Origin of the sequence: Veillonella sp. AF36-20BH (genome assembly GCF_003602765.1) — a bacterium.
GTDB lineage: Bacteria > Bacillota > Negativicutes > Veillonellales > Veillonellaceae > Veillonella > Veillonella hominis.
Genome location: NZ_QTLR01000011.1, coordinates 1 through 20607, shown reverse-complemented (window position 1 = coordinate 20607; position 20607 = coordinate 1). Strand labels below are relative to the sequence as shown.

General features: G+C 36.9%; 18 protein-coding genes, 1 pseudogene and 1 riboswitch. Of the genes and pseudogenes, 2 read left to right on the top strand and 17 right to left on the bottom strand.

The window, feature by feature from the left end; translation table 11 throughout:
- Positions 1–45 precede the first annotated feature (45 nt).
- The 15 genes and pseudogenes from DW000_RS09935 to DW000_RS09290 all read right to left on the bottom strand — a co-directional run bounded on the left by DW000_RS09935 (position 46) and on the right by DW000_RS09290 (position 17342).
- Positions 46–1560, bottom strand: a complete 1515-nt coding sequence (locus DW000_RS09935) for a YadA-like family protein (protein WP_243624579.1) — start codon at positions 1558–1560, stop codon at positions 46–48.
- The gene (locus DW000_RS09930) at positions 1561–4080 is read right to left on the bottom strand and encodes a hypothetical protein (protein WP_243624582.1); all 2520 of its coding nucleotides are present in this window, start codon (positions 4078–4080) and stop codon (positions 1561–1563) included.
- Between the two features lie 6 nt (positions 4081–4086).
- Positions 4087–4182: pseudogene (locus DW000_RS09965) on the bottom strand (ESPR-type extended signal peptide-containing protein); the annotation flags it as partial.
- Positions 4183–4606: 424 nt separating this feature from the next.
- Complete coding sequence (locus DW000_RS09345) at positions 4607–5629, bottom strand: biotin-dependent carboxyltransferase family protein (RefSeq protein ID WP_120056203.1); 1023 nt, start codon at positions 5627–5629, stop codon at positions 4607–4609.
- The gene (gene pxpB, locus DW000_RS09340; RefSeq protein WP_120056201.1) at positions 5616–6359 is read right to left on the bottom strand and encodes a 5-oxoprolinase subunit PxpB; all 744 of its coding nucleotides are present in this window, start codon (positions 6357–6359) and stop codon (positions 5616–5618) included. The genes DW000_RS09345 and pxpB overlap by 14 nt, the downstream gene beginning before the upstream one ends.
- Positions 6360–6433: 74 nt before the next feature.
- Positions 6434–7630 carry an NRAMP family divalent metal transporter gene (locus DW000_RS09335; RefSeq protein ID WP_120056199.1) on the bottom strand — a complete coding sequence of 399 codons (1197 nt, stop codon included), beginning with the start codon at positions 7628–7630 and terminating at the stop codon, positions 6434–6436.
- Between the two features lie 142 nt (positions 7631–7772).
- Entirely contained in the window at positions 7773–8540 is a 768-nt protein-coding gene (locus DW000_RS09330; RefSeq protein WP_120056197.1) for a 5-oxoprolinase subunit PxpA, read from the bottom strand.
- Positions 8541–8721: 181 nt separating this feature from the next.
- Positions 8722–9369 (bottom strand): thiamine phosphate synthase, encoded by a 648-nt coding sequence (thiE, locus tag DW000_RS09325; protein WP_120056195.1) that lies wholly within the window; start codon positions 9367–9369, stop codon positions 8722–8724.
- 3 nt (positions 9370–9372) lie between these two features.
- On the bottom strand, positions 9373–10008 hold the full coding sequence (gene thiF / locus DW000_RS09320) for a sulfur carrier protein ThiS adenylyltransferase ThiF (protein WP_243624577.1): 636 nt from the start codon (positions 10006–10008) through the stop codon (positions 9373–9375).
- A gap of 12 nt (positions 10009–10020) precedes the next feature.
- The gene (gene thiH / locus DW000_RS09315) at positions 10021–11121 is read right to left on the bottom strand and encodes a 2-iminoacetate synthase ThiH (RefSeq protein WP_120056191.1); all 1101 of its coding nucleotides are present in this window, start codon (positions 11119–11121) and stop codon (positions 10021–10023) included.
- Positions 11122–11130: 9 nt separating this feature from the next.
- Positions 11131–11901: a thiazole synthase gene (locus DW000_RS09310; RefSeq protein ID WP_120056189.1), complete on the bottom strand. Its 771-nt coding sequence runs from the start codon at positions 11899–11901 to the stop codon at positions 11131–11133.
- Between the two features lies 1 nt (position 11902).
- Positions 11903–12103 (bottom strand): sulfur carrier protein ThiS, encoded by a 201-nt coding sequence (gene thiS, locus DW000_RS09305; protein WP_243624575.1) that lies wholly within the window; start codon positions 12101–12103, stop codon positions 11903–11905.
- 20 nt (positions 12104–12123) lie between these two features.
- Positions 12124–13428 (bottom strand): phosphomethylpyrimidine synthase ThiC, encoded by a 1305-nt coding sequence (gene thiC / locus DW000_RS09300; RefSeq protein WP_120056185.1) that lies wholly within the window; start codon positions 13426–13428, stop codon positions 12124–12126.
- A gap of 78 nt (positions 13429–13506) precedes the next feature.
- A riboswitch (TPP riboswitch) is annotated at positions 13507–13614 on the bottom strand.
- Positions 13615–13691: 77 nt separating this feature from the next.
- Positions 13692–15845, bottom strand: coding sequence for an ATP-dependent Clp protease ATP-binding subunit (locus DW000_RS09295; protein ID WP_060919533.1), 2154 nt, complete (start codon positions 15843–15845; stop codon positions 13692–13694).
- Positions 15846–16145: 300 nt separating this feature from the next.
- Positions 16146–17342: a type I restriction enzyme HsdR N-terminal domain-containing protein gene (locus tag DW000_RS09290; RefSeq protein ID WP_165851016.1), complete on the bottom strand. Its 1197-nt coding sequence runs from the start codon at positions 17340–17342 to the stop codon at positions 16146–16148.
- A gap of 594 nt (positions 17343–17936) precedes the next feature.
- Between DW000_RS09290 and DW000_RS09280 the strand changes: the two genes are divergently transcribed.
- Together DW000_RS09280 and DW000_RS09920 are read left to right on the top strand one after the other, a co-directional pair.
- Positions 17937–18797 (top strand): site-specific integrase, encoded by an 861-nt coding sequence (locus DW000_RS09280; protein WP_243624574.1) that lies wholly within the window; start codon positions 17937–17939, stop codon positions 18795–18797.
- Positions 18701–19144 (top strand): site-specific integrase, encoded by a 444-nt coding sequence (locus tag DW000_RS09920; protein ID WP_347736286.1) that lies wholly within the window; start codon positions 18701–18703, stop codon positions 19142–19144. The genes DW000_RS09280 and DW000_RS09920 overlap by 97 nt, the downstream gene beginning before the upstream one ends.
- Before the next feature lie 38 nt (positions 19145–19182).
- Here DW000_RS09920 and DW000_RS09275 read toward each other — a convergent pair whose 3' ends face one another.
- Positions 19183–19917 carry an adenylate/guanylate cyclase domain-containing protein gene (locus DW000_RS09275; RefSeq protein WP_120056183.1) on the bottom strand — a complete coding sequence of 245 codons (735 nt, stop codon included), beginning with the start codon at positions 19915–19917 and terminating at the stop codon, positions 19183–19185.
- A 12-nt stretch (positions 19918–19929) separates the two neighbouring features.
- Complete coding sequence (locus DW000_RS09270) at positions 19930–20487, bottom strand: hypothetical protein (RefSeq protein WP_120056181.1); 558 nt, start codon at positions 20485–20487, stop codon at positions 19930–19932.
- Positions 20488–20607 lie beyond the last annotated feature (120 nt).

Genomic DNA, 20607 nt, shown 5'->3' with positions numbered 1-20607 from the left:
GACAAATGACTATCTTAGACTATTATCAAAATTAGTTCTCAACGCTTAACCTTTAGAGGCTAACAATTGATTTACTACGGCACGCAAGTCATCTAAACCTTGTTTGGTTTCAGCCAATTCTTGACGTTGACGTTCATTTTCAGCTTCTAATGTATTTAAACGTGCTGCTTGATTAGCAATAACAGTTTTTTGATTACTATTTTCTTTTTTTAGACTAGATACTTCATCTTGCATTACATAAACAGAACTAATAGGGCCTGCTTTATAACGTTCTGGAATAGCGTCTTTTCTTTCACGACTGCCACCAAATTTATGTGTTACACCTGCATTTACCATATTGTGACTAGTACCAAGTGAAACACCTACATTGAACATCGTATCTTCGGTTCGGTAATGAGCAATACCGATAGCCCCTGCAGTTTCACCACGGTAGTTACCGATACCAGCCATGATTTGTGTAGGTTCCAATGGATCGTATTGAATTGGTTTCAATGCTGCCATAGCTGCCGCATGAGCACCAACACGTTGTGTTTCAGTACCGACACGGTTAACAGCTTCTTGTAAACCAGCATTAGATGCTTTCAATTGGCTAACATTTACTGCATCAGTATCAGCTGTGCCAGGCGCTACCCCATGAATTTGGTTGCCACCATTATTTAAGCCGTCTACAGTAAGTGATACAGGGCTAGCTGCTGCATCTGCAGGAGTAATAGTCATACCACCCCCATTAATTGTAGTAGAGTTGCCAGCTGCATCTTTCACAGTTGTACCTGCAGGGGTGATTTTAGTAGATACACCGTTTTCATCACCTACAGTAACACTGTTTAGGCCTTTTAAGTCTTTAGCCAAGCCATATGTGAAAGTAGTTCTGTCTTGGTTAACTACAAGATTATCACCAGCTTGGAATTTTACGGTATCCCCACCTTGTACTTTTTCAACAGTACCTCCTGCAGCTGTTACCTTCCATGCAGATATATCTTTAACTTGTTGTTTACCAGCATCTATTAAGTTGCTCAAGTCTTGATTTGCAGCATTATCAATTTTGCCTTTAGTTGCATCATCGAGTTTAACAGTTACATCGTCGCCATTAGCAACCGTAGTAAGACCATTTTCACCTTTCACATTGAATTTCACATCACCTGTGCTCAAGGATTTTTCATAGGTAGAACCAGAGTTACCACCTAAAGAAATCTTACGACCGATAGCTGTCGTGTTTTTGTCGATGTTAGCTTTATTGGTTGCGATGTTATCCTTATTAGTTACAATATCACTAACATTTTTAGTGATAGCAGCTTTGTTATCAGCAATATTTTGTCTATTGGTAGCAATATTGTCAGTATTTTTAGTGATTGCAGTTTTATTATCAGCTATTTTTTGCTTATTATCTGCAATATTATCTTTATTAGTAGCAATATCACCTGCATTTTTATCAATTGCCGTTTTATTGTCAGCTATTTTTTGCTTGTTATCCGCAATGGCATCAGCATTTTTGCCAATTTTATTTGTATTATCAGCGATATTGGCTTTGTTTTCTGCTACTTGATCATCAACGTGTTTCAATTAATCTTCTGTAGCGGCACGACCAGATACAGGTTGTGTTTGTCCCGGAGTCCATGCAGTGTTGGTCAAACCTGTTACTTGAGGAGTTTCAACCCCAGTTGTCGCTTTCACTTTTGGCGCTGTAATCGTTTGTGTAGCGGTTACTGTATCAAATGTTACGTCTTTCTTAGTAGAAATGGTGAAGTCTTTACCATTTTGAGCGATGGAAATATTATCACCATCGATAAATTTAACAGTATTACCACCTTCAACCTTTTCAGCCGTTTCATTATTAGCTACTACATTCCAAGCTGCTAAATCCTTAACTTGTTGCTTACCATCAGGAGTCAAATTGCTCAAATCTCGATCAGCTGTATTCTCGATTTTACCTTTAGTTGCATCATCGAGTTTAACAGTCACATCGTCACCATTGGCAACAATAGTAAGGCCATTTTCACCCTTAACATTGAACTTCACATCACCTGTGCTCAACGATTTTTCATCAGTCGAACCAGAGTTACCACCTAAAGAAATCTTACGAGCGATAGCAGCAGTATTTTTATCTATTGCAGTTTTATTGTCAGCAATTTTTTGCGTATTCGCAGCAATACTGTCCTTATTGGTAGCAATATCTGTTTTGTTTGTTGTAATGTCACCTACATTTTTAGCAATTGCGATTTTATTTGTATCAATAGCAGTTTTGTTAGCTTCAGCTTTATCGTCAACTTTTTTCAATTGGGAGACATTGACAGCATCTTTATCAGCAACACCATCTGCTACATTGGCAACTTTCAAATTTCCAGCATTGATACCTTTATCACCATCAATTTTTACAGTTTCATTACCGCCAGCATTATTGAAAGACGCACTGTTTAATTTAGAAAGATCTTTTTTCAAAGCTACAAAGATTTTCTTATCATTTCTAGCAACCGCAACATTATCGTCACCAGAAAAATCTACTGTATTACCTTTTTCAACCGCTACTGGTGTAGCTTCACCATTAGCAGAAAGATTCCAACCATATTTATTTTGATCAATCGCTTGATTAATCGCATTAGCTACGTTGGCAGAATCCGCCATACCAGCAGTCGCTGTAGCGCTACCATTTGCTACTGTGATATCTTGCTTTTTACCAAAAACTGTAATTTTCTTACCATTAGCTGTAGTGCTAATGTATGTATTATCACCATTTACAGCCAATTTACTATTAGCAAGGTTCACATCGCCTGTACCAGTATCACCTGTAAAAGCTAGATTAACACTCTTTAACTGTGCCACGTTTACTGCATCTGTATCAGCAGTACCTGCAGCAACATAGTTAATTTGACGTGTTTGGTTTATCGTACCAACAGCAACACCACCTAATTTAGACGTTAGGGCAGCACCACTTAAGCCAGCATATATATCTGTACGACTAGCATTAACATTATATCCCGCCACGCCTGAAGCAATATCAGCTATAGATTTTGAACCAACAGCTACACCATCTACGACTTTACCTCTAGCGCCATCACCAACAGCTACAGAACGACTCGCAAATGCGTCTGTTGCGGCATTTGAGCCAATAGCAATAGAATTAGCTGCCGTAGCACCAGTATTATCTTTATTAGCAGCATCAGAAGATTTTATAGATATATATTTATAAGCGATTTGGTCTACAATAGCGCTAAGTTGAGAGCCATTAATTGCATCTGTGGAAGTAGCACTTACTTCACCAGAAGCCACATGTTTCAACTGACGTTCATACCCTTTAGAACCAAAAGATACAACGTCACCTGACAATGTTTTATCACCACCAGCCCAGGAAGCAACAACATTATTTGGCAAAGTATAACTAGATTGTTTTGTGCCGCCTACATCAGTGTTAGAACCCCCACCGATGGCAATAGCATTATCACGATTTGCCCTAGCCCCTGTGCCAATAGCAATAGCATTTGTTACATCTTTATTGTCTTGGCCAGTAGCTCCAGTATCAGTTCCCGCCAAACGATCCTTCGCATTTGCACCTGTACCAATGGCAATGCCCACATTGCCTGACTGACCTTTCATGCCTAATGTGATACCAGATTCACCAGCCGTTGCCGATGTATATAGTGGGTTTCTCATATCAAATCCTGTTAAGCTTTGAACAGCACTACGCAAATCCCCAGATTTATTCTCACCATTATTCGTAGTGTAAATAACTTCTACACTATCGGCTTTAACTACATCATCGCCACCAATAACAATAGAAGAGTTACCTTGAGCTATTGTATTTCCCCCAATGGCAATTGCTTGCTCCCCAATTACTCTTGCACCTTCATTAGCAGTATTACCACCACCAATAGCGATTCCTTGTGGACTGTTAACAGTGGTACTAGAATTAGAACCTATTGCAATAGAATATCCACCAGCAGCTGCTGCATTTTGACCGAAACCTACAGCTTTATCACCAGTAACAGAAGCACCAGCCCCCAAGCCTACTGCTGTTGCATGCATATTTGTAGGCAAAGTATTTGCCGCCATAGAGATGCTAGCATTAGTCATTGCTAATGCAACCAAAATTACTGCTACAACAATTTTCTTTTTGCCACTATTATTCTTAGCGAACTCAGATACTACTATGTAACAGTTTTTTGATTTGCTACAAACCACTTTAAAAATCTTATTTATACTTTCTCCTATAAACTATAGTAATATTAATGCTCCCTCGATGTTTTATCATATGGTAAGTCATACGAGAATTCCAAAATTTTCAATATTATAAGTATATCAAAACCTTGAATACACTATCAAGCTTTTTCATTTTTTATTCATAATTCTACATAGCGCACAAATACAGCATAATGCGTTTTATAGTGATTCATATCACAAATTTATATAAAATACGGGCTTATTTTATACCACAACGAAGATATAAAATAAATATAAATTCATAATCATTATTTTAAATTTGTTTTATAAGATTATATTTTCCCACCACCTCATCAATTCATCTTACATTACATAACAAAAAGCTATCTCATAGAAATAACAATCTACAAGATAGCTTTATTGCTAGTTTATATAATTAAATAGGGAAAACCAATTAAGTTACATTAAAGACATATACACTTTGTTCGTGTGCTAATTGTATGCGCTTATGTAAGCGTTTCATATATGTACGATATATTTCTTGTGCTTCTTCGACAGATACGATATCAAAATGAATTCCATCCCCCACTGGTAATTGGCTTAACCTAGGTAAATCTGCCGTAATCACAGTACCAATCTTTGTATAGCCACCTGTTGTTTGCCGATCTGCCATGAGCACTATAGGGTTTCCATCAGAAGGAACTTGGATAGAACCAAATACAGCGCCATCGGAGATAATATCCGCACCATCTATATGCTCTATAACAGGGCCATCCAAGCGAAAGCCCATGCGATCACATTGTACAGTCAATGTATATATTTTACTACCAAAGGTCTTAATCCCTTTCTCTGTAAAATACTTTGCTTGATTTCCGAGAACACCACGCAAAGGTTCGTGACACTCACGGCCGCCGCGGTTATATAAGGCGATATTGAATAAGTTATGACCATCATAGAAGTCGCACACATTCACTTCGTCTCTAGTAAATGCTTTAATGCCAAACTGATCACCTGCTTGTAACGATCTCCCCTCAAGACCACCTATCTTAGCCTTTGTATGAGTCGATACGCTACCATTAATAGCAGGAACATCAATACCGCCTGAGAAAGCAATATACATACGCACGCCACATTGGCTAAAGCTACCAGAAATAATATCTCCTTCGTGACATATAAAAGGTATGTATCGAGGCACGACTATATTATTAATAGTGGGGTGCATATCAGCCCCTGTAAAAGCAACAATACATGTACCTTGAACCGTTAGTGTAGGCGGTAATACGGTACACTCTAAAGCCCCTAGAGACTCCTTGTTTCCTACTAAAGCCTGCCCCAATAGATAGCTTTCACTATCCATAGGACCCGCTACAGGCATACCATATTGTTGATAGCCAACTCGTCCTGCATCTTGAATCGTTGTATACATCCCTGGTCCATCCACGTGGATTGAAGCTTTCTTAAAACTATTTAAAGCCACGCAAATCACCTACCTCTACTTCATGTACAACAGGAACATAAGCTGAACCTAAGGATTTGATGCGATAAAATTCAGTATCGTCGATGGGCACATAACGAACGTAGTCTCCTGCTCTTAATAATGCAGCTTGTTTTTTAGACATATCATACATAGTCACAGGTGTGCACCCAATGATTTGCCAGCCCCCTGGAGAGTCAGATGGATAGGTACCAGTCTGTTCCCCCGCAATCCCTACAGAACCGGCTGGAATTAAAGTTCTGGGCGAAGATAAACGAGGCGTCGCTATACGTGGATCCATGCCACCTAAATAGGTAAAGCCAGGGATAAAGCCTAGCATATATACTAAATAATCAGTGCCACTATGAATCGATACAACTTCATCTTCGCTTAAGTGATTGTGAGATGCTACAAAGCTAAGGTCAGGACCAAAGTCACCACCATATACTGTAGGTACTTCAACAACTGTAAGTAGTTCATTTGTCGTATCAGTCATACCTTCTTCTAATGTCGGCTCAATAATGTTACAAATATCAGAATAAGAATATAGCATTGCATCATATTCTACGAGCAATGCACAGTAAGTAGGAACTAGTTCAATAATTCCTTCGAGCTGAAGCTCTTTAATTCGCTCTATAGTTTGTCTAATATGTCGATTAATCTTTGGATCAATCACTTGACCAAAATCAATAGAGATAGCCCGATCACCTACAGGTGAAATTGTAGGCTTCATATGTACCTCCCTGTATAACCTGAAAGGACCATTACATTCAAAGCGAACATAATGGTACTTTCACGAATATTAAATTAACCTAGAAGTTTAGCAATGCCTTTCAAAGATGTTACACCAATATAAGATGTTACAAGCACTACAATCCACCCTGTGTAATATAACACTTTATTGTGTTTGTATGCCCCTACGATTTCAGATTTATGCGTCGCAAAGAGCATAACCGCCAATGTAACAGGCAAAATTAAACCATTTACAGAACCTGCCAAAATCAATAGGGATGCAGGTTTGCCGATAAAGATTAAGATACAAGTAGAAATAAATATGAAGGACATAATAGTTAATTTTTCATTTTTTTCTACTATTTTAAATAGTGTTTTCAAGAAGGAAACAGATGTGTATGCAGCACCTACTACAGAGGTTAGAGCCGCACAGAAGAATACGATACCAAATAATTTATGACCAATTTCACCAGCACCTAGAAGGAATGCAGAGCCAGCAGGATCTTTAGGATCTAGCACAAAGCCCATGGATACTACACCAAGAACTGCTAAGAATAATAACACGCGAACTAAAGCATCTACAGACATCCCCATAATCGCTGCACGACGTACATCTTTCAAGTGCTCTTGACCTGTAATACCAGCGTCGATAAGACGGTGACCACCGGAGAAGGTAATATAACCACCTACTGTACCACCGATGAGGGTAATCGTAGCAAGCCAAGGATAATGTGTAGGCACTATAGCATGAGTAACGGCTTCACCTACCGGAGGATTTGTAGAAAAGGCTACATAACCAATCAAAACAAGCATAACCGTACCGAGTACTTTAGCCGTATTATCTAGAACACCACCCATCTTCTTGGATGTAAATAATAAGATGCCCAAAATACCACTAATAGCGGCCGCTGTTGTTGTGTCAATTCCAAATATAATATTGAGGCCCATAGAGGCACCACCAATATTACCGATATTAAAAGCCAATCCGCCAAGAGAAATTAAAAATGCCACTATATAACCAAGGCCTGGTAATACCTTATTCGCAATATCTTGACCACGCATTTGGGATACACCAATAATCGTCCACACATTAAGCTGTGCAATAATAGAAAAAATAACGGATACGACGATAGCAAATGCAAAATCTGCTTTTAACTCATTTGTAAATGCTGCCGTTTGTAACATAAAGCCAGGTCCAATGGAAGACGTGGCCATTAAGAAAGCTGCCCCTAATAGAACAGAGAAACTCGCTTTACCTGTAATTGGTTTCATAGGAACCTCCACATATAATAATTAATCTATGTCATACTTATTGCTTAAAGCTCATACTTACATATAATACTTACTTTTAATACTTATATTTGCATTTTCTGTTGGTATTAATTAAGCATTTATTTTAATGTATTTAATAATGTTATCGGTGTTGAAAATTCGCCACCGTTACACCAGCTTTTGTGAGCCCTTCCCGAATATACCTTGTGAAAGCTATCGCTTCAGGATTATCTCCATGAACACATATGGAGTCTGCCACAATATCAATGGTCTTCCCCGTATTAGTAACAACCTTACCCTTTGTAACCATCATGAGAACTCGGTCTAAAGCCTCTTGTGGGTCTTTAATGAAAGCACCTACTTCTGTACGAGGAACCAATGTTCCCTCCTCTGTATAGCCACGATCGGCAAACACTTCCTGTATAACAGGAATACCTCGTCGCTGTGCCTCTTGAGCAATATAGCTACCACTCAATACCATGGCCGCGATATTAAGATTTACCGCTTGTAAACCATCTAAAATTGCATCGGCTACTACAGGCGTAACGCAGGCTGTATTGTAAAAAGCACCATGTAATTTCATATGCTGTAAAGTAATGTCATAACTATTACAAAAAGCTTGAAGTGCACCTAGTTGGTACATCATATAGGTTTTTGCCTCAGCAGGATTTACTGCCATCGCACGACGACCAAATCCCATCAAATCTGGATAACCAGGATGTGCCCCTACGGCAACTCCTTTTTCTTTACATATACAAACAGTCGCATCCATAATAAGAGGATCTCCAGCGTGCCAACCACAAGCAATATTAGAACTTGTTACGTGATTTAATACTTCACTATCCATGCCTAATGCATAGTTACCAAAACTTTCGCCTAAATCACTATTTAAATCTACATAATGAGACATATACTATTACCTCTCCATCTTCATTTATTTTATAAATTCTATAGAATATCGAATTTAATGATACGATTATACTAAATAAATCGATGTGTTAGCAATGATTTTTATCATGTATACAAAATTCTTTTATAACAAAAAAACCACAAGATTTTAATCTTGTGGTTTGTATGTAAACTCAATTTTTTTATCTGACTCTACTATATCCAGTCATAAGCTCATAAACCGTATTTTGTATATTATCCGACTCTGTTATTTCAGAAACGGCACAAATAAAATCGGGATGCGCTTGCCAAACGATATCAGTATTTGTCGTTTTAATCCCCCCAATAGCAACAATAGGAAACTTACTAAATTGCTTTGCCCAATATACATAAGAAATTCCTACAGGATTAGCATTGGGTTTTGTCTGTGTAGAAAAAATAGGCCCTACCCCAATGTAATCTATAACACCCGTATATCTGTTTGCCGCTTTTAGATCGGATATACTATGGGTTGACCACCCAATCAACATATTAGGTCCTACAATCCGTCTTACCGTATTAGGTGGCAAATCATCTTGCCCAATATGAACACCATCAGCATATACAGCTAGCGCAAGATCAACATAATCATCAATAATTAATAGAGCATGATAATCATAGGTCAACCGCCTCAAAATCATAGCCTCCTGATATCGCAGAATAGGCGTTTTTCCCTTTTCACGATATTGAATAATTCGTATCCCTGCGCTTAGCATATCTTTCACAAGCGGGACCACATCTCGAGTACCGCCAGTAATTCCATATATAGGGCAAGCATTTATTACCTCTGTTAGTTTGTCTTTTCTATTCACCTATTACACCTCATTAGACATGGTCTTCTCTAGTAAAAGTGATAACGCTAGATCCGCCTGTTTTGCAGCAGCAATGGCCACACGTGGTGCATAAGGATAGGCATTATCTACACCGGAATGCTCGTCACCAACAATATATAAATTTTGACCTAGCTTTTTAGTTCGTAATGCATCGGAATTACCTATTCCAGCCAATCCGGATACCATGATTTTAGGTACATCTACTGGGGTTGCAGCTTCTAAAAACATAGATTTAGCTTCTACCGCATCAAAGGCTTCTATCAAAATATCGGCTTTTTTATAGATTTCAGGTATATTCTCGGTTGTCAATTTATCCTTATAAATCTTAACGATAACATTTGAATTAATGGCAGTTAACACATCTTGTAAAGCCTCTACCTTATACTGCCCCACATGAGACGAAAAATAGTATTGTCGATTCAAATTACTCCACTCTACAATGTCATAATCTGCAATAATTAGATTTCGAATACCACTACGGACAAGATTAACAGCACAGTTAGATCCCAATCCACCAGCACCTAAAATACCTACTACTGAATTCTGCAATTTACGAAACTCCTCAGAACTATAGAAGTGAGATATGGCCGTTTCAAATTCGTTATTCATATAAGCCATACACATATCTCCTCATAGTACTTGCCAATCTTTATAAATAGGTTGGTATCCATTATTTTCAAGCATTGTTGCCATTTCACTTACACTGCGATTATCACTAATTGTAAATTGGCTAGAATCATCTTGTTTTGTATGTCCTCCTACAGAAGTCGTTACTCCAGCTGAAACTTTTGTAATCCCCAGTCTCACCAGATTGTCACGCATATACTTGCTTTCACGAGAGGAAAGCGTAATTCCCACACGGGGGAACAAAAGACGCAAAGCCAAAATATATTGAACCAATGCCGTATCATCTACAGGATATTTTGGAGAATAACCTACTGCACAAGGTCGAATTCTTGGAACGGAAACAGATAATTCTACATCTAGATAATGTTGCATAAGATAATTAAGATGTAACATCGTCTTGTATGCCTCTCTACGCCATTCATCAAGGCCCATTAAAGCACCAATATTGACCACTCTAAATCCAGCCTGACAAGCCAACTCAGGCGTATCAATACGCTTTGCGAAATCACTCTTAGGCCCAAATGGATGTAATTGCGCATACAACGTCGAATTATATGTCTCTTGGAACATCGTCATTCCATCCGCTCCAACTGTGACTAATCCTTTATATTCCTCTAGCGTAAGCGAATACACCTCAATACTAACGCTACTAAAAATAGGAACCAATTTTTCTACGGCAGCTTGTATATATGACGGTGGACTGCAAGATTTAGACTCGCCAGTTAATACCAAGACTTGCTCTAATCCCGTTTCAGCGATTGCTTTCGCTTCAAGCTCAATATCGTTTAAGCTTAGTTTTTCACGGGCAATTCCACTATGATGACTATATCCACAATACACACAACCATTGTCGCAATAGTTTGAAATGTACATAGGCGTAAACAGCTGTATAGTATAACCAAATTGCTGCACCGTCCGTTCATGAGCTAACTGCGCCATAATTTCTAAATATGGTAGGGCTTGAGGTGATAATAGAATAAGTGCATCATCAATATCAAGTACTGCTTTAGAGAGCGTTGAAAGTATTTCATCGTCAGTTACAACATCTAATGTTTTAGCTATATCTTCGTCAGAAACTCTTGAAAGCACATCTAAAAATGACATATTCTCACCTTACTTTCGCAAGAAACCAGTTAACGGTGAAGATGCACTGCCTACAAACTTCTTAGGTGCACATTTTGCTAGATATGCTTTCCGTCCAGCCTCTACAGCATGATAAAAAGCCTCTGCCATACCTACTGGATCTGAGCTCGTAGCAATAGCCGTGTTAACAAGAACAGCGCTAGCCCCCATTTCCATAGCTATTGTTGCATCGGAAGGTCTGCCTATTCCCGCATCAACAATAATCGGCATATCAATAGAGTTGATTAAAATTTCTATCAATCCTTTTGCTTCAAGTCCACGATTGCTACCAATAGGCGAAGCGAGGGGCATAACACAACTAGCACCAGCATCTACTAGTCGCTTTGCATCCATCAAATTAGGACTCATATAAGGAAAGACGATAAACCCTTCCTTTGCCAACACTTCAGTAGCCCTAATAGTCTCTAGATTATCGGGCATCAAATACATCTGATCTTGAATGACTTCAATCTTAATCAAATCACCACAGCCTAATTCTCTTGCCATGCGTGCAATACGTATTGCTTCGTCTGCATTTCGAGCACCCGATGTATTCGGTAATAAATGCATTCTATCAGGGATATAATTTAATATATCCTCTTCACTTTGTGTTGTACCTGCTCGTCTAAGAGCAACCGTCACAATGTCTGATTTCGATGCTACCAGTGCATCTCGCATCAAATTATAGGATGCATATTTCCCTGTTCCTACTAATAAGCGACTAGAAAATGTTGTATTACCTACAGTAAATGAATCCAACATATCAACCACCTCCTACAAAGCTAACAATCTCTAATCTATCAGCAGCCGTTAATTTAGTGGTTGTATATGCTTCCTTACTAAGAATCTCGCCATTAAGCTCAACTACAAAGTGTTTACCAGAATAGCCTAATTCATCAAGAACCAAATGAAGTTGCTTACCTACAACATGCTTTGGCTCTCCATTAACAATCAAATCCATCATGACCTCCCATATGAAAAAGCTTATAAAATATCAATATATTCTTCTTGTAAAGCTTTATTCATACTGCGTACAGCACAAAACTTGCCGCACATCGAACAGGTTTCACTATGATCTTCCTCTGGTGCTCTACTTTCACGAATAGAACGAGCCCGTTCAGGATCAAGGGCACAAGCATATTGTGTCTCCCAATCGAGAACTTGACGTGCCTTAGCCATAGTGTCATCTATATCTCTTGCATTAGGAATACCACGAGCAATATCTGCAGCATGCGCCGCTATTTTGAAAGCCATAATTCCATCTTTTACATCATCTGCATTTGGTAAGGCTAAATGTTCCGCTGGTGTAACATAGCACAATAATGACGCCCCATGCATACCCGCTACAGCCCCACCAATGGCAGCTGTAATATGGTCATAACCAGGCGCAATATCTGTTACGAGCGGTCCCAGCACATAGAATGGCGCTCCATCACACAAGGACTCTTGTATTTCCATATTCATTTGTATTTGATGTAAAGGTACATGCCCAGGTCCTTCAATCATAGCTTGTACACCATATTGTTTCGCTCGTTTTGCCAATTCACCAAGCCTTACAAGTTCTTCAATTTGGCACACGTCAGTTGCATCCGCCAAGCAACCCGGACGACAAGCATCACCTAAAGACAAAGTAACATCATATTCTTTGCAAATCTTTAAGATTTCATCAAAGTATTCATAGAATGGATTTTCATGGCCTGTCATGCTCATCCATGCAAATACCAAACTCCCTCCGCGGCTAACAATATTAAGCATCCGTTTATGATTCTTGATTTGATCTATTGTTTTCCTCGTAATACCACTGTGGATAGTAATAAAATCTACACCATCTTGAGCGTGTAATCGGATAGTGTCCAAGAAATCTTGAGCCGTTAATTCACCCAAATCTTTTTGATGATGAATGACACTATCATAGATAGGCACCGTACCAATCATTACTGGTGATGTCTCGATTAATTTACGTCTAAAAATACGAGTGTCACCATGAGTGGAAAGATCCATGATCGACTCTGCGCCAAGTCTAATAGCTCGATTAACCTTTTCAATTTCACTATCATAATCAGTAACGTCTTTCGATGTACCTAAATTAACATTGACTTTCGTTCTAAGACGTTTGCCAATCCCCTCAGGCGAAATACTAGTATGCTGTTTGTTACAAGGGATAACAACCTTTCCTGCTGCCACTAGGGAGCGTAATACCTCTTCATCCATACATTCTTTTTCTGCGACTACTTTCATTTCCTTCGTAACTACGCCAGCCACAGCCGATTCCAATTGTGTCATAAACATTTTTACATCCTCCTATATAAAAGACATATATAGTTAGGTATGCAAAAACGGGTATCGAACAAAATGATCGATACCCGTATTAAGTATTAGCGTGCTTCCTACGCGGGCATGATCCCGATCAGGTATAAAGGTCAGGTGCTCGCAGCCCTTTCTCAGCCTATATAATAGGCTCCCTTGCATACTCACTATATAATTATGCTATTAATATTACTACTTTATTCAGATTTGTCAAATGATTATTCTGACACTTTTACGTCTATTCTTTATTTCTCAGCCTTATCTTGGTCTTTGCTATTATCGGAATCTGCTTTTTCAGAGATTACAATATGCCCATCCTTAACATCAGCAAGCAAGTGTTTAGCGTCGATATGATCCAAGTAGAAATCAGTTACATTATCGCGGATTTCAGATTCGATAACACGACGTAATGGACGAGCGCCCATAGTTTTATCATACCCTTGTTCCATCAACAATTCTTTAGCTGCATCTGTTACATCAAGAGTGATATCTTTTTTAGCTAAAGTTTTATTCACTTGATCAAGCATCAAATCTACGATTTTTTTCAAATCTTCTTTGCTCAATTGATTGAACTCAATAACTGCGTTAAAACGGTTTAAGAACTCAGGACGGAAGAATGGAGCGATGCGTTCCATTACATCTACTTTATTTTCATCATCATTGTCATTGCCATAACCGAAACCTGCATTGGATGTAGCAATGATAACAGTATTTTTAAAGTTTACTGTGTTACCTTGACCATCTGTTAAGCGACCATCGTCCAATACTTGTAGAAGTAATGTGATAACTTGAGGGTCTGCTTTTTCGATTTCGTCGAATAATACGATGGAATAAGGATTACGTCGTACGCGTTCAGTCAATGTGTTGGAATTATCTTCGTAACCAACATAACCAGCTGTAGCACCAATTAGTTTAGATACGGCTGTGCGATCACTGTATTCGGACATATCCAAACGAATGATTGCATCTTTGTTACCGAACATATCTAGAGCTAATTGTTTAGCTAATTCTGTCTTACCAACACCTGTAGGACCTACGAATAAGAAACTACCGATTGGACGATTACCTTCGTCAAAGCCTGCGCGGTTACGACGAATTGCTTTAGATACAGCTTCTACTGCTTTATCTTGACCGATTACATGAGCTTCTAAACGAGATTTCATGTCTTTCAAGCGCTCGATATCAGACGCCCCCATTTGAGATACAGGAATACCAGTCATTCTTTCAACGGCTTCGGCTACGTCGTTTACTTGAGCTACCACCTTTTGATTTTCTGTATGGTTATCAAGCTCTGCTTGTAACTTTTGAATGCGCATTTTTTCATTGATTGCAGATTCATAGTCTTCTTTTTGAGCATATTCCTCTTGTTTTGCTTTAGCATCAGCAATATCTGCTTCCAATGTTTTAATATCTGTTACAGGATGTTGAGATGCCAAGTGAGCTGCTGTTACATCGATTAAATCAATAGCTTTATCAGGCAAGCTACGTTGTGGAATATATTGTACGGAATAATCTACAGCTGCTTTCAACACCGCATCTGGCAATTCAATATTATGATGCGCTTCGTACAATGGACGAATGCCTTGTAAGATTTTGAAAGTATCCTCTGCAGATGGCGCGTTTACCTTTACCTCATTAAAACGACGAGCGAGAGCCGCGTTTTTCATGATTGTATTACGGTATTCATCTTGTGTTGTAGCCCCAATAACAGTCATTTCACCACGAGACAAAGCAGGTTTTAAGATATCCGCCAAGCCTTTGGACCCTTGACCATCACCTGTGGACCCAGCACCCAAAATTTGGTGAATTTCATCGAAGAACAAAATAATATTGCCAGCGGCTTTTACCTCTTTAATAAGATTTTGAATGTTTTCTTCAAAAGAACCACGGTATTGAGTACCAGCTTCCAATCCGGAAATATCGATGGAAATGATTTCTTTATTTTTAATAGCTGCTGGAACATCACCATTTACAATAGCTTGTGCCAAGCCTTCTACTACTGCAGTTTTACCAACACCAGCATCACCTACAAGTACAGGATTATTTTTAGTACGACGTGCTAAGATTTCTGCTGTTTCTTGGATTTCTTTGTTACGACCAATTACAGGATCAAGTTTACCATCACGAGCTTGTTGAGTTAAGTTTGTCCCCAAACGAGCAAGGATTCCATCTTGTTTAATTTTACCTTGTTGCGCAGCTTGAGCAGCTTGCATTTCTTCATTAGATGGTAAGCGACCAGTTTGACGATAAAACGCAAATTCTTCTGGAGTTACTTCGCGACCATTAATCTTATAACTACGTCGTTCCGTGGAATAACCACCCATATTACCCATCAATTGGTTAAACAAATCATTCATGCTAGAAAATTCATTACCAAAGTTGTTAAAGTTGTTGTTCATATAAATTACCTCACTTTTTTTAACTACAAGTATATCAGTTTGACTTTTTAAGTCTGTTTAATTTCTTGCTTTATTTCTAGGTTTCTTCAACCTTATATCATTATAATAATCTGATTAAGTCAAAAAGTCAATAGGTCAAAGCAAAGTTTTTTGACTTTTATTTTGACTAATTTGATTTATATATCTAGAATACAGATAAATACTGGGTTTATAGCGAGTAATTAATTTTGAACTTTTGAGTTTTTTATGTAAAAACAAAAAGACCATTCGATGAATGGTCTTTTATTAAGATGATAGATTTCATTTTTTTCTTCGAGAGCGCTTACGTTTATACTTTTTACGTACTTCATCCCTAAGAACAGCATAAAGGAACAGGTTTTTTATAAAATTTTGCACATCCGGCTGATTCCATTCCAACAATCGAGAATTATCTATAGAGCCAAGATAAACTTCTTCATCTCGAATCAAATCAGGAGCATTATTTTTTACATAATCAATAACGGTAAATTTACTGATAGACCCACCTCTACCTGTTGATAACGTTCCACTATGTGTAATTACGATCTTATTATTGTGATAATTATACTTACAGTATTTATCCATATCTAATTGTAATGAATGATGTCTTCTCTCTCTATTCATTATAGATACGTTTAATTGTGTATTATATTTACCAAAAAGGCTAAGTCCCAGAATTTGATCTTTATTTTTTCTATCCTTTGCAATAAACAACCGAGTCTTAATCTGATAATTATAACCAGCACTATTACCGAATCTAGTCCGACCAGTGCCTCTATCCTCAAATACACCTAATAAGTCGAGAATAGATTCGTCATCTATAGATTTAAGTAAAATTAGATTTAAAAAATTAAGTGCAAAAAATTTAACAGGTTTCGGAGTCTCACATCCAACATATATCTGGGTAAATTTCTTTTGTAGTTCATAGGACATGATTTCCTCATAGGAATATGGTTCAAGTGTAATATTTTCAACAAAAGAGACCTTTGATTCTAAAAGTTCTTTATATGAAGAAATATCTACAAGCTCAAAGTTTTTCCCCTCTTGGTATTTATATATGATTAGTTTATAACCATTAACCAGCATAATGTAGTCTGCTCTTAGGATATTTCTATATCTTTCAGCCTGCTCACGAACTTCATCACATGATATATCAACGTCCGGCGCTTTACATTCTATTACCATTAAGGGTTTAGTCTTTTCATCATCACGATAAACAACAATATCTGCTCTCCCTCTTGCCCCTCTTTTTACATGTGCCATAGCCTCTTCCACACGTAGTCTATTATGAGGTACTCTCAATCGTGTTTCCAAGAACTCAATTGTTTTTTGTCGCACCTCTTCTTCAGGTGTTTTAGGTACAAAATATTTACGCACTGGATCAAAATAAGATGTTGAGCTTGGTCGATATTTATCTAATTTACTTGGTCGATACTTATCTAATTTAATAGTTTTAAATATTTTCTTTATATCATTCATGATATTTTCCTTGTATAATAACAAAGTCCTATTTCATATTATTTTCATTTTTAATATTATATCATAGATAAAATTTACTGTCTTTTGTGCGACATTATATGCAAAAAAGCGGATAGCTCATTACGAGCTATCCGCTTTTTTCTTTGGTGATCCAAGAGGGATTCACCCCCCCGACCCACGGCTTATAAGGAATAATAGATACTTATTATACATTTAACTGTAAAAATACCGTTTATATATTAATTTTTTTATTCTAAATTTTATATTTATTCCATACAAACTATCCCTTACATACTTTATTGCAACTAAAAATGCAATAATTATATTTATCTGATATTAACTATAAATCTGAGTTTAAGGCTTTAATCATAGGTACTACTATAGATAATGCTCTAATCGTACATTATAGTACACAAAAGAACTCCAACACTCGCAATAAAATTTATGTAGATGTAAGCCGTGCTAAAAAGAGCATAAAAAATTTTACTGATGATAAGGAAACTCTAATCAAACAGGCTAAGCGCTTCCAACAAAAGATTACTTCATCAACTTTCACGCCATACATTGCTAAAGGCAAAGAAAGAAAAACTATACATGTCCCAAAAGAAAAATCTAAGGAGATCTAATGAAGAAGGCACATTCTTTCAAAGCCAGGGAAAATGGCGAGGCCAATTTAGTATTACTAAAGATAATAAGCTAATTCGCTGTGCTTTCTCTGGAAACTCAAAATTAGAAGTATATAAATTAGGAAAACAATGGATAGAGGCTACACAGCAAAATACTTCTATTTTCTCATCTAAAAATACAGAACTAAAAGACATCTGTAACTACTGGCTACAAGATGTAAAAAAAGTTAGTGTAAAGCCTAAAACATTTCAGAAATATGACTCTACACTAAGGCTATATATACTTCCTCTCTTAGGTGAAATAAAAATAACTGCAATTACACCACAACAAGTACAAACAGTCCTAAACAACTGGAGTAATGGAACATTGAAAGGCAAAAAAGGACATGTCATATCTTCCAGTACCATACGTTGTACTAGACGTTATATTTCAGAACTATTTGAGTATGCAGTAAATATCGGTTTATTATTAAAAAATCCTATTAAATTAACTAAACCACCTAGATTAATAACTACAGGAATTCATACCTTATCACTCGATGAGATTCATCAACTTACAAGCACAATGAAACAACAAGTCAGTAATAATATATCCTCGCCTTATAGGGTTAATTATTACGCATCCTATATCGCAACAAAAATTGCCTTAGGCACAGGAATACGGCTAGGTGAAATATTTGGACTATGCTGGGACTGTGTTGATTTAATCCACGGAACTAAGTACGGCGAACAATACAAACAGGTACTAAAGGGCAAGTATTTCAAGATACAAAGACTAAAACTTCTCGTCGTTGTATCCCGATCAGCCAAGAATTACAAAGTGAGTTAACTACTTACAAAGAGTTCCAATCCAATTATGCTAAAGAATTAGGCGATAAATGGACTGATTCATATGGAGTTGTTATCCCAGGTACCTTTGGAAAAATTCTATCAACAAGTAATTTCAAATCTAGATATTTTATACCAATATTAAAACAACTAGGCTTAGACCATATCACATTTCATGATCTCCGCCATACCCACGCTACACTTTTGCTATCTCAAAAAATAAACCCTAAAATAGTACAAGAACGACTTGGACACTCAACAATTACACTAATCTTAGATACATATTCACACTTAGTACCCGATATACAAAAAGAGGCCGTTAAAGCTTTAGATAATTTAGGAATATAAAAGAGAAGTTAGCTATAAAACATAGCTAACTTCTCTCCTTAATTATTATCAATCCATTTTTCCATACTTGTATTTATAACATTTCCTTCATAATTAGAAGAGTGTTGTTCCCAATCATAATATGGGCTCAATAGTGATTGATTATGCTCATTTAAAATAGAATATATCGCATTTGTAACAACAATATTCTTCCGATCATCTCTTCCTGCCTTATTTGCCAAATGACAAGCATTATTTACGACATTTCCCATCCAAACAACATCATTAATTGAACTTCCCTTATAACCAGCTTGAATCATTAATGTCCTACCATAATCAATACCAATTCCGACAGAAATTGTTTGATAGTTTTTTTTACGCAATTTCAAGTTCAATATTTTCACTAAACTATTTAACTTAGCTGCAATAGAAAAGACAGAGTCAATATCTGATTTCTTAGGTCTTTCAAAAATCCCCCAAACACAATCTCCATGAATACTTACTTCTCGACATAGAGAAGTAGAGGATATTATTGCTACACATTCAGATATAAAACCTCGATATATTTTAGCAAGTGTTGTTCTCTGGCACGCCTCTATTAATTTAGAGGAGCCTATAATATCAATAAATAAAGCTGTAACATTAACATAATAACCATTATTATAAGTCAATGTAGCTCTAGACGGCACTACATTACCTTTTTCTTCATAATTAGCACTATTAGAATCTAAAATTTCCTGAATTCGCTCTGCACTCTTTTCAATGTTATAAAACACATGATTCTTTACTTCCATATCATTTCTCCATTAAATTGAAAAATAGCCAAATCCTAAAAGAATTAGTATCAATATAACGCCTAATCCCATGTATTTCATACCATCAGTATAATACATAAATTTTTGATTACATATATCAGCACATATATAAATCTGCATACTAAGATCATCTCTTAATTTTTCTTCACTCAAAGATTTTATAGTAGATCTATATACATCTATTTCATAATTTACTATATCACCAAAATATAAATTTGATTTATACTCCAAAGAACTCTGATATTTTTCATTCTTCAATCGAGCATATAAAACTTTCAAAAAATAATATATACCCATAGCAAAAATCAACCATGAGATAAAAGTAAAAAACAAATAGAATCTCGCAAAACATAGATTTTCACTATAAAAAAATATTGTCCAAATCTGAATTATTTTAGCAATTGAATCACTTGCAAAAAGGACGGTAAATATAACGCCTATCAAAGCAAGAATTGTAGTTGTTTTGGTATCACAATTTTTTATCCACTCCTGATTTTGTTCTAAAACCCAACAAAGCCTTTCTATTGAAATTTCATTTGATTTACTCATTTATTATTCTCCGAACATAATAACTCTATATATTAAGTATACTAAATTACTAAAAAAACTGCAGAAAAAATCATAACCACCCGTAGAACGGGTGGTTTGCTCTGACCCTATAAGGGTCTT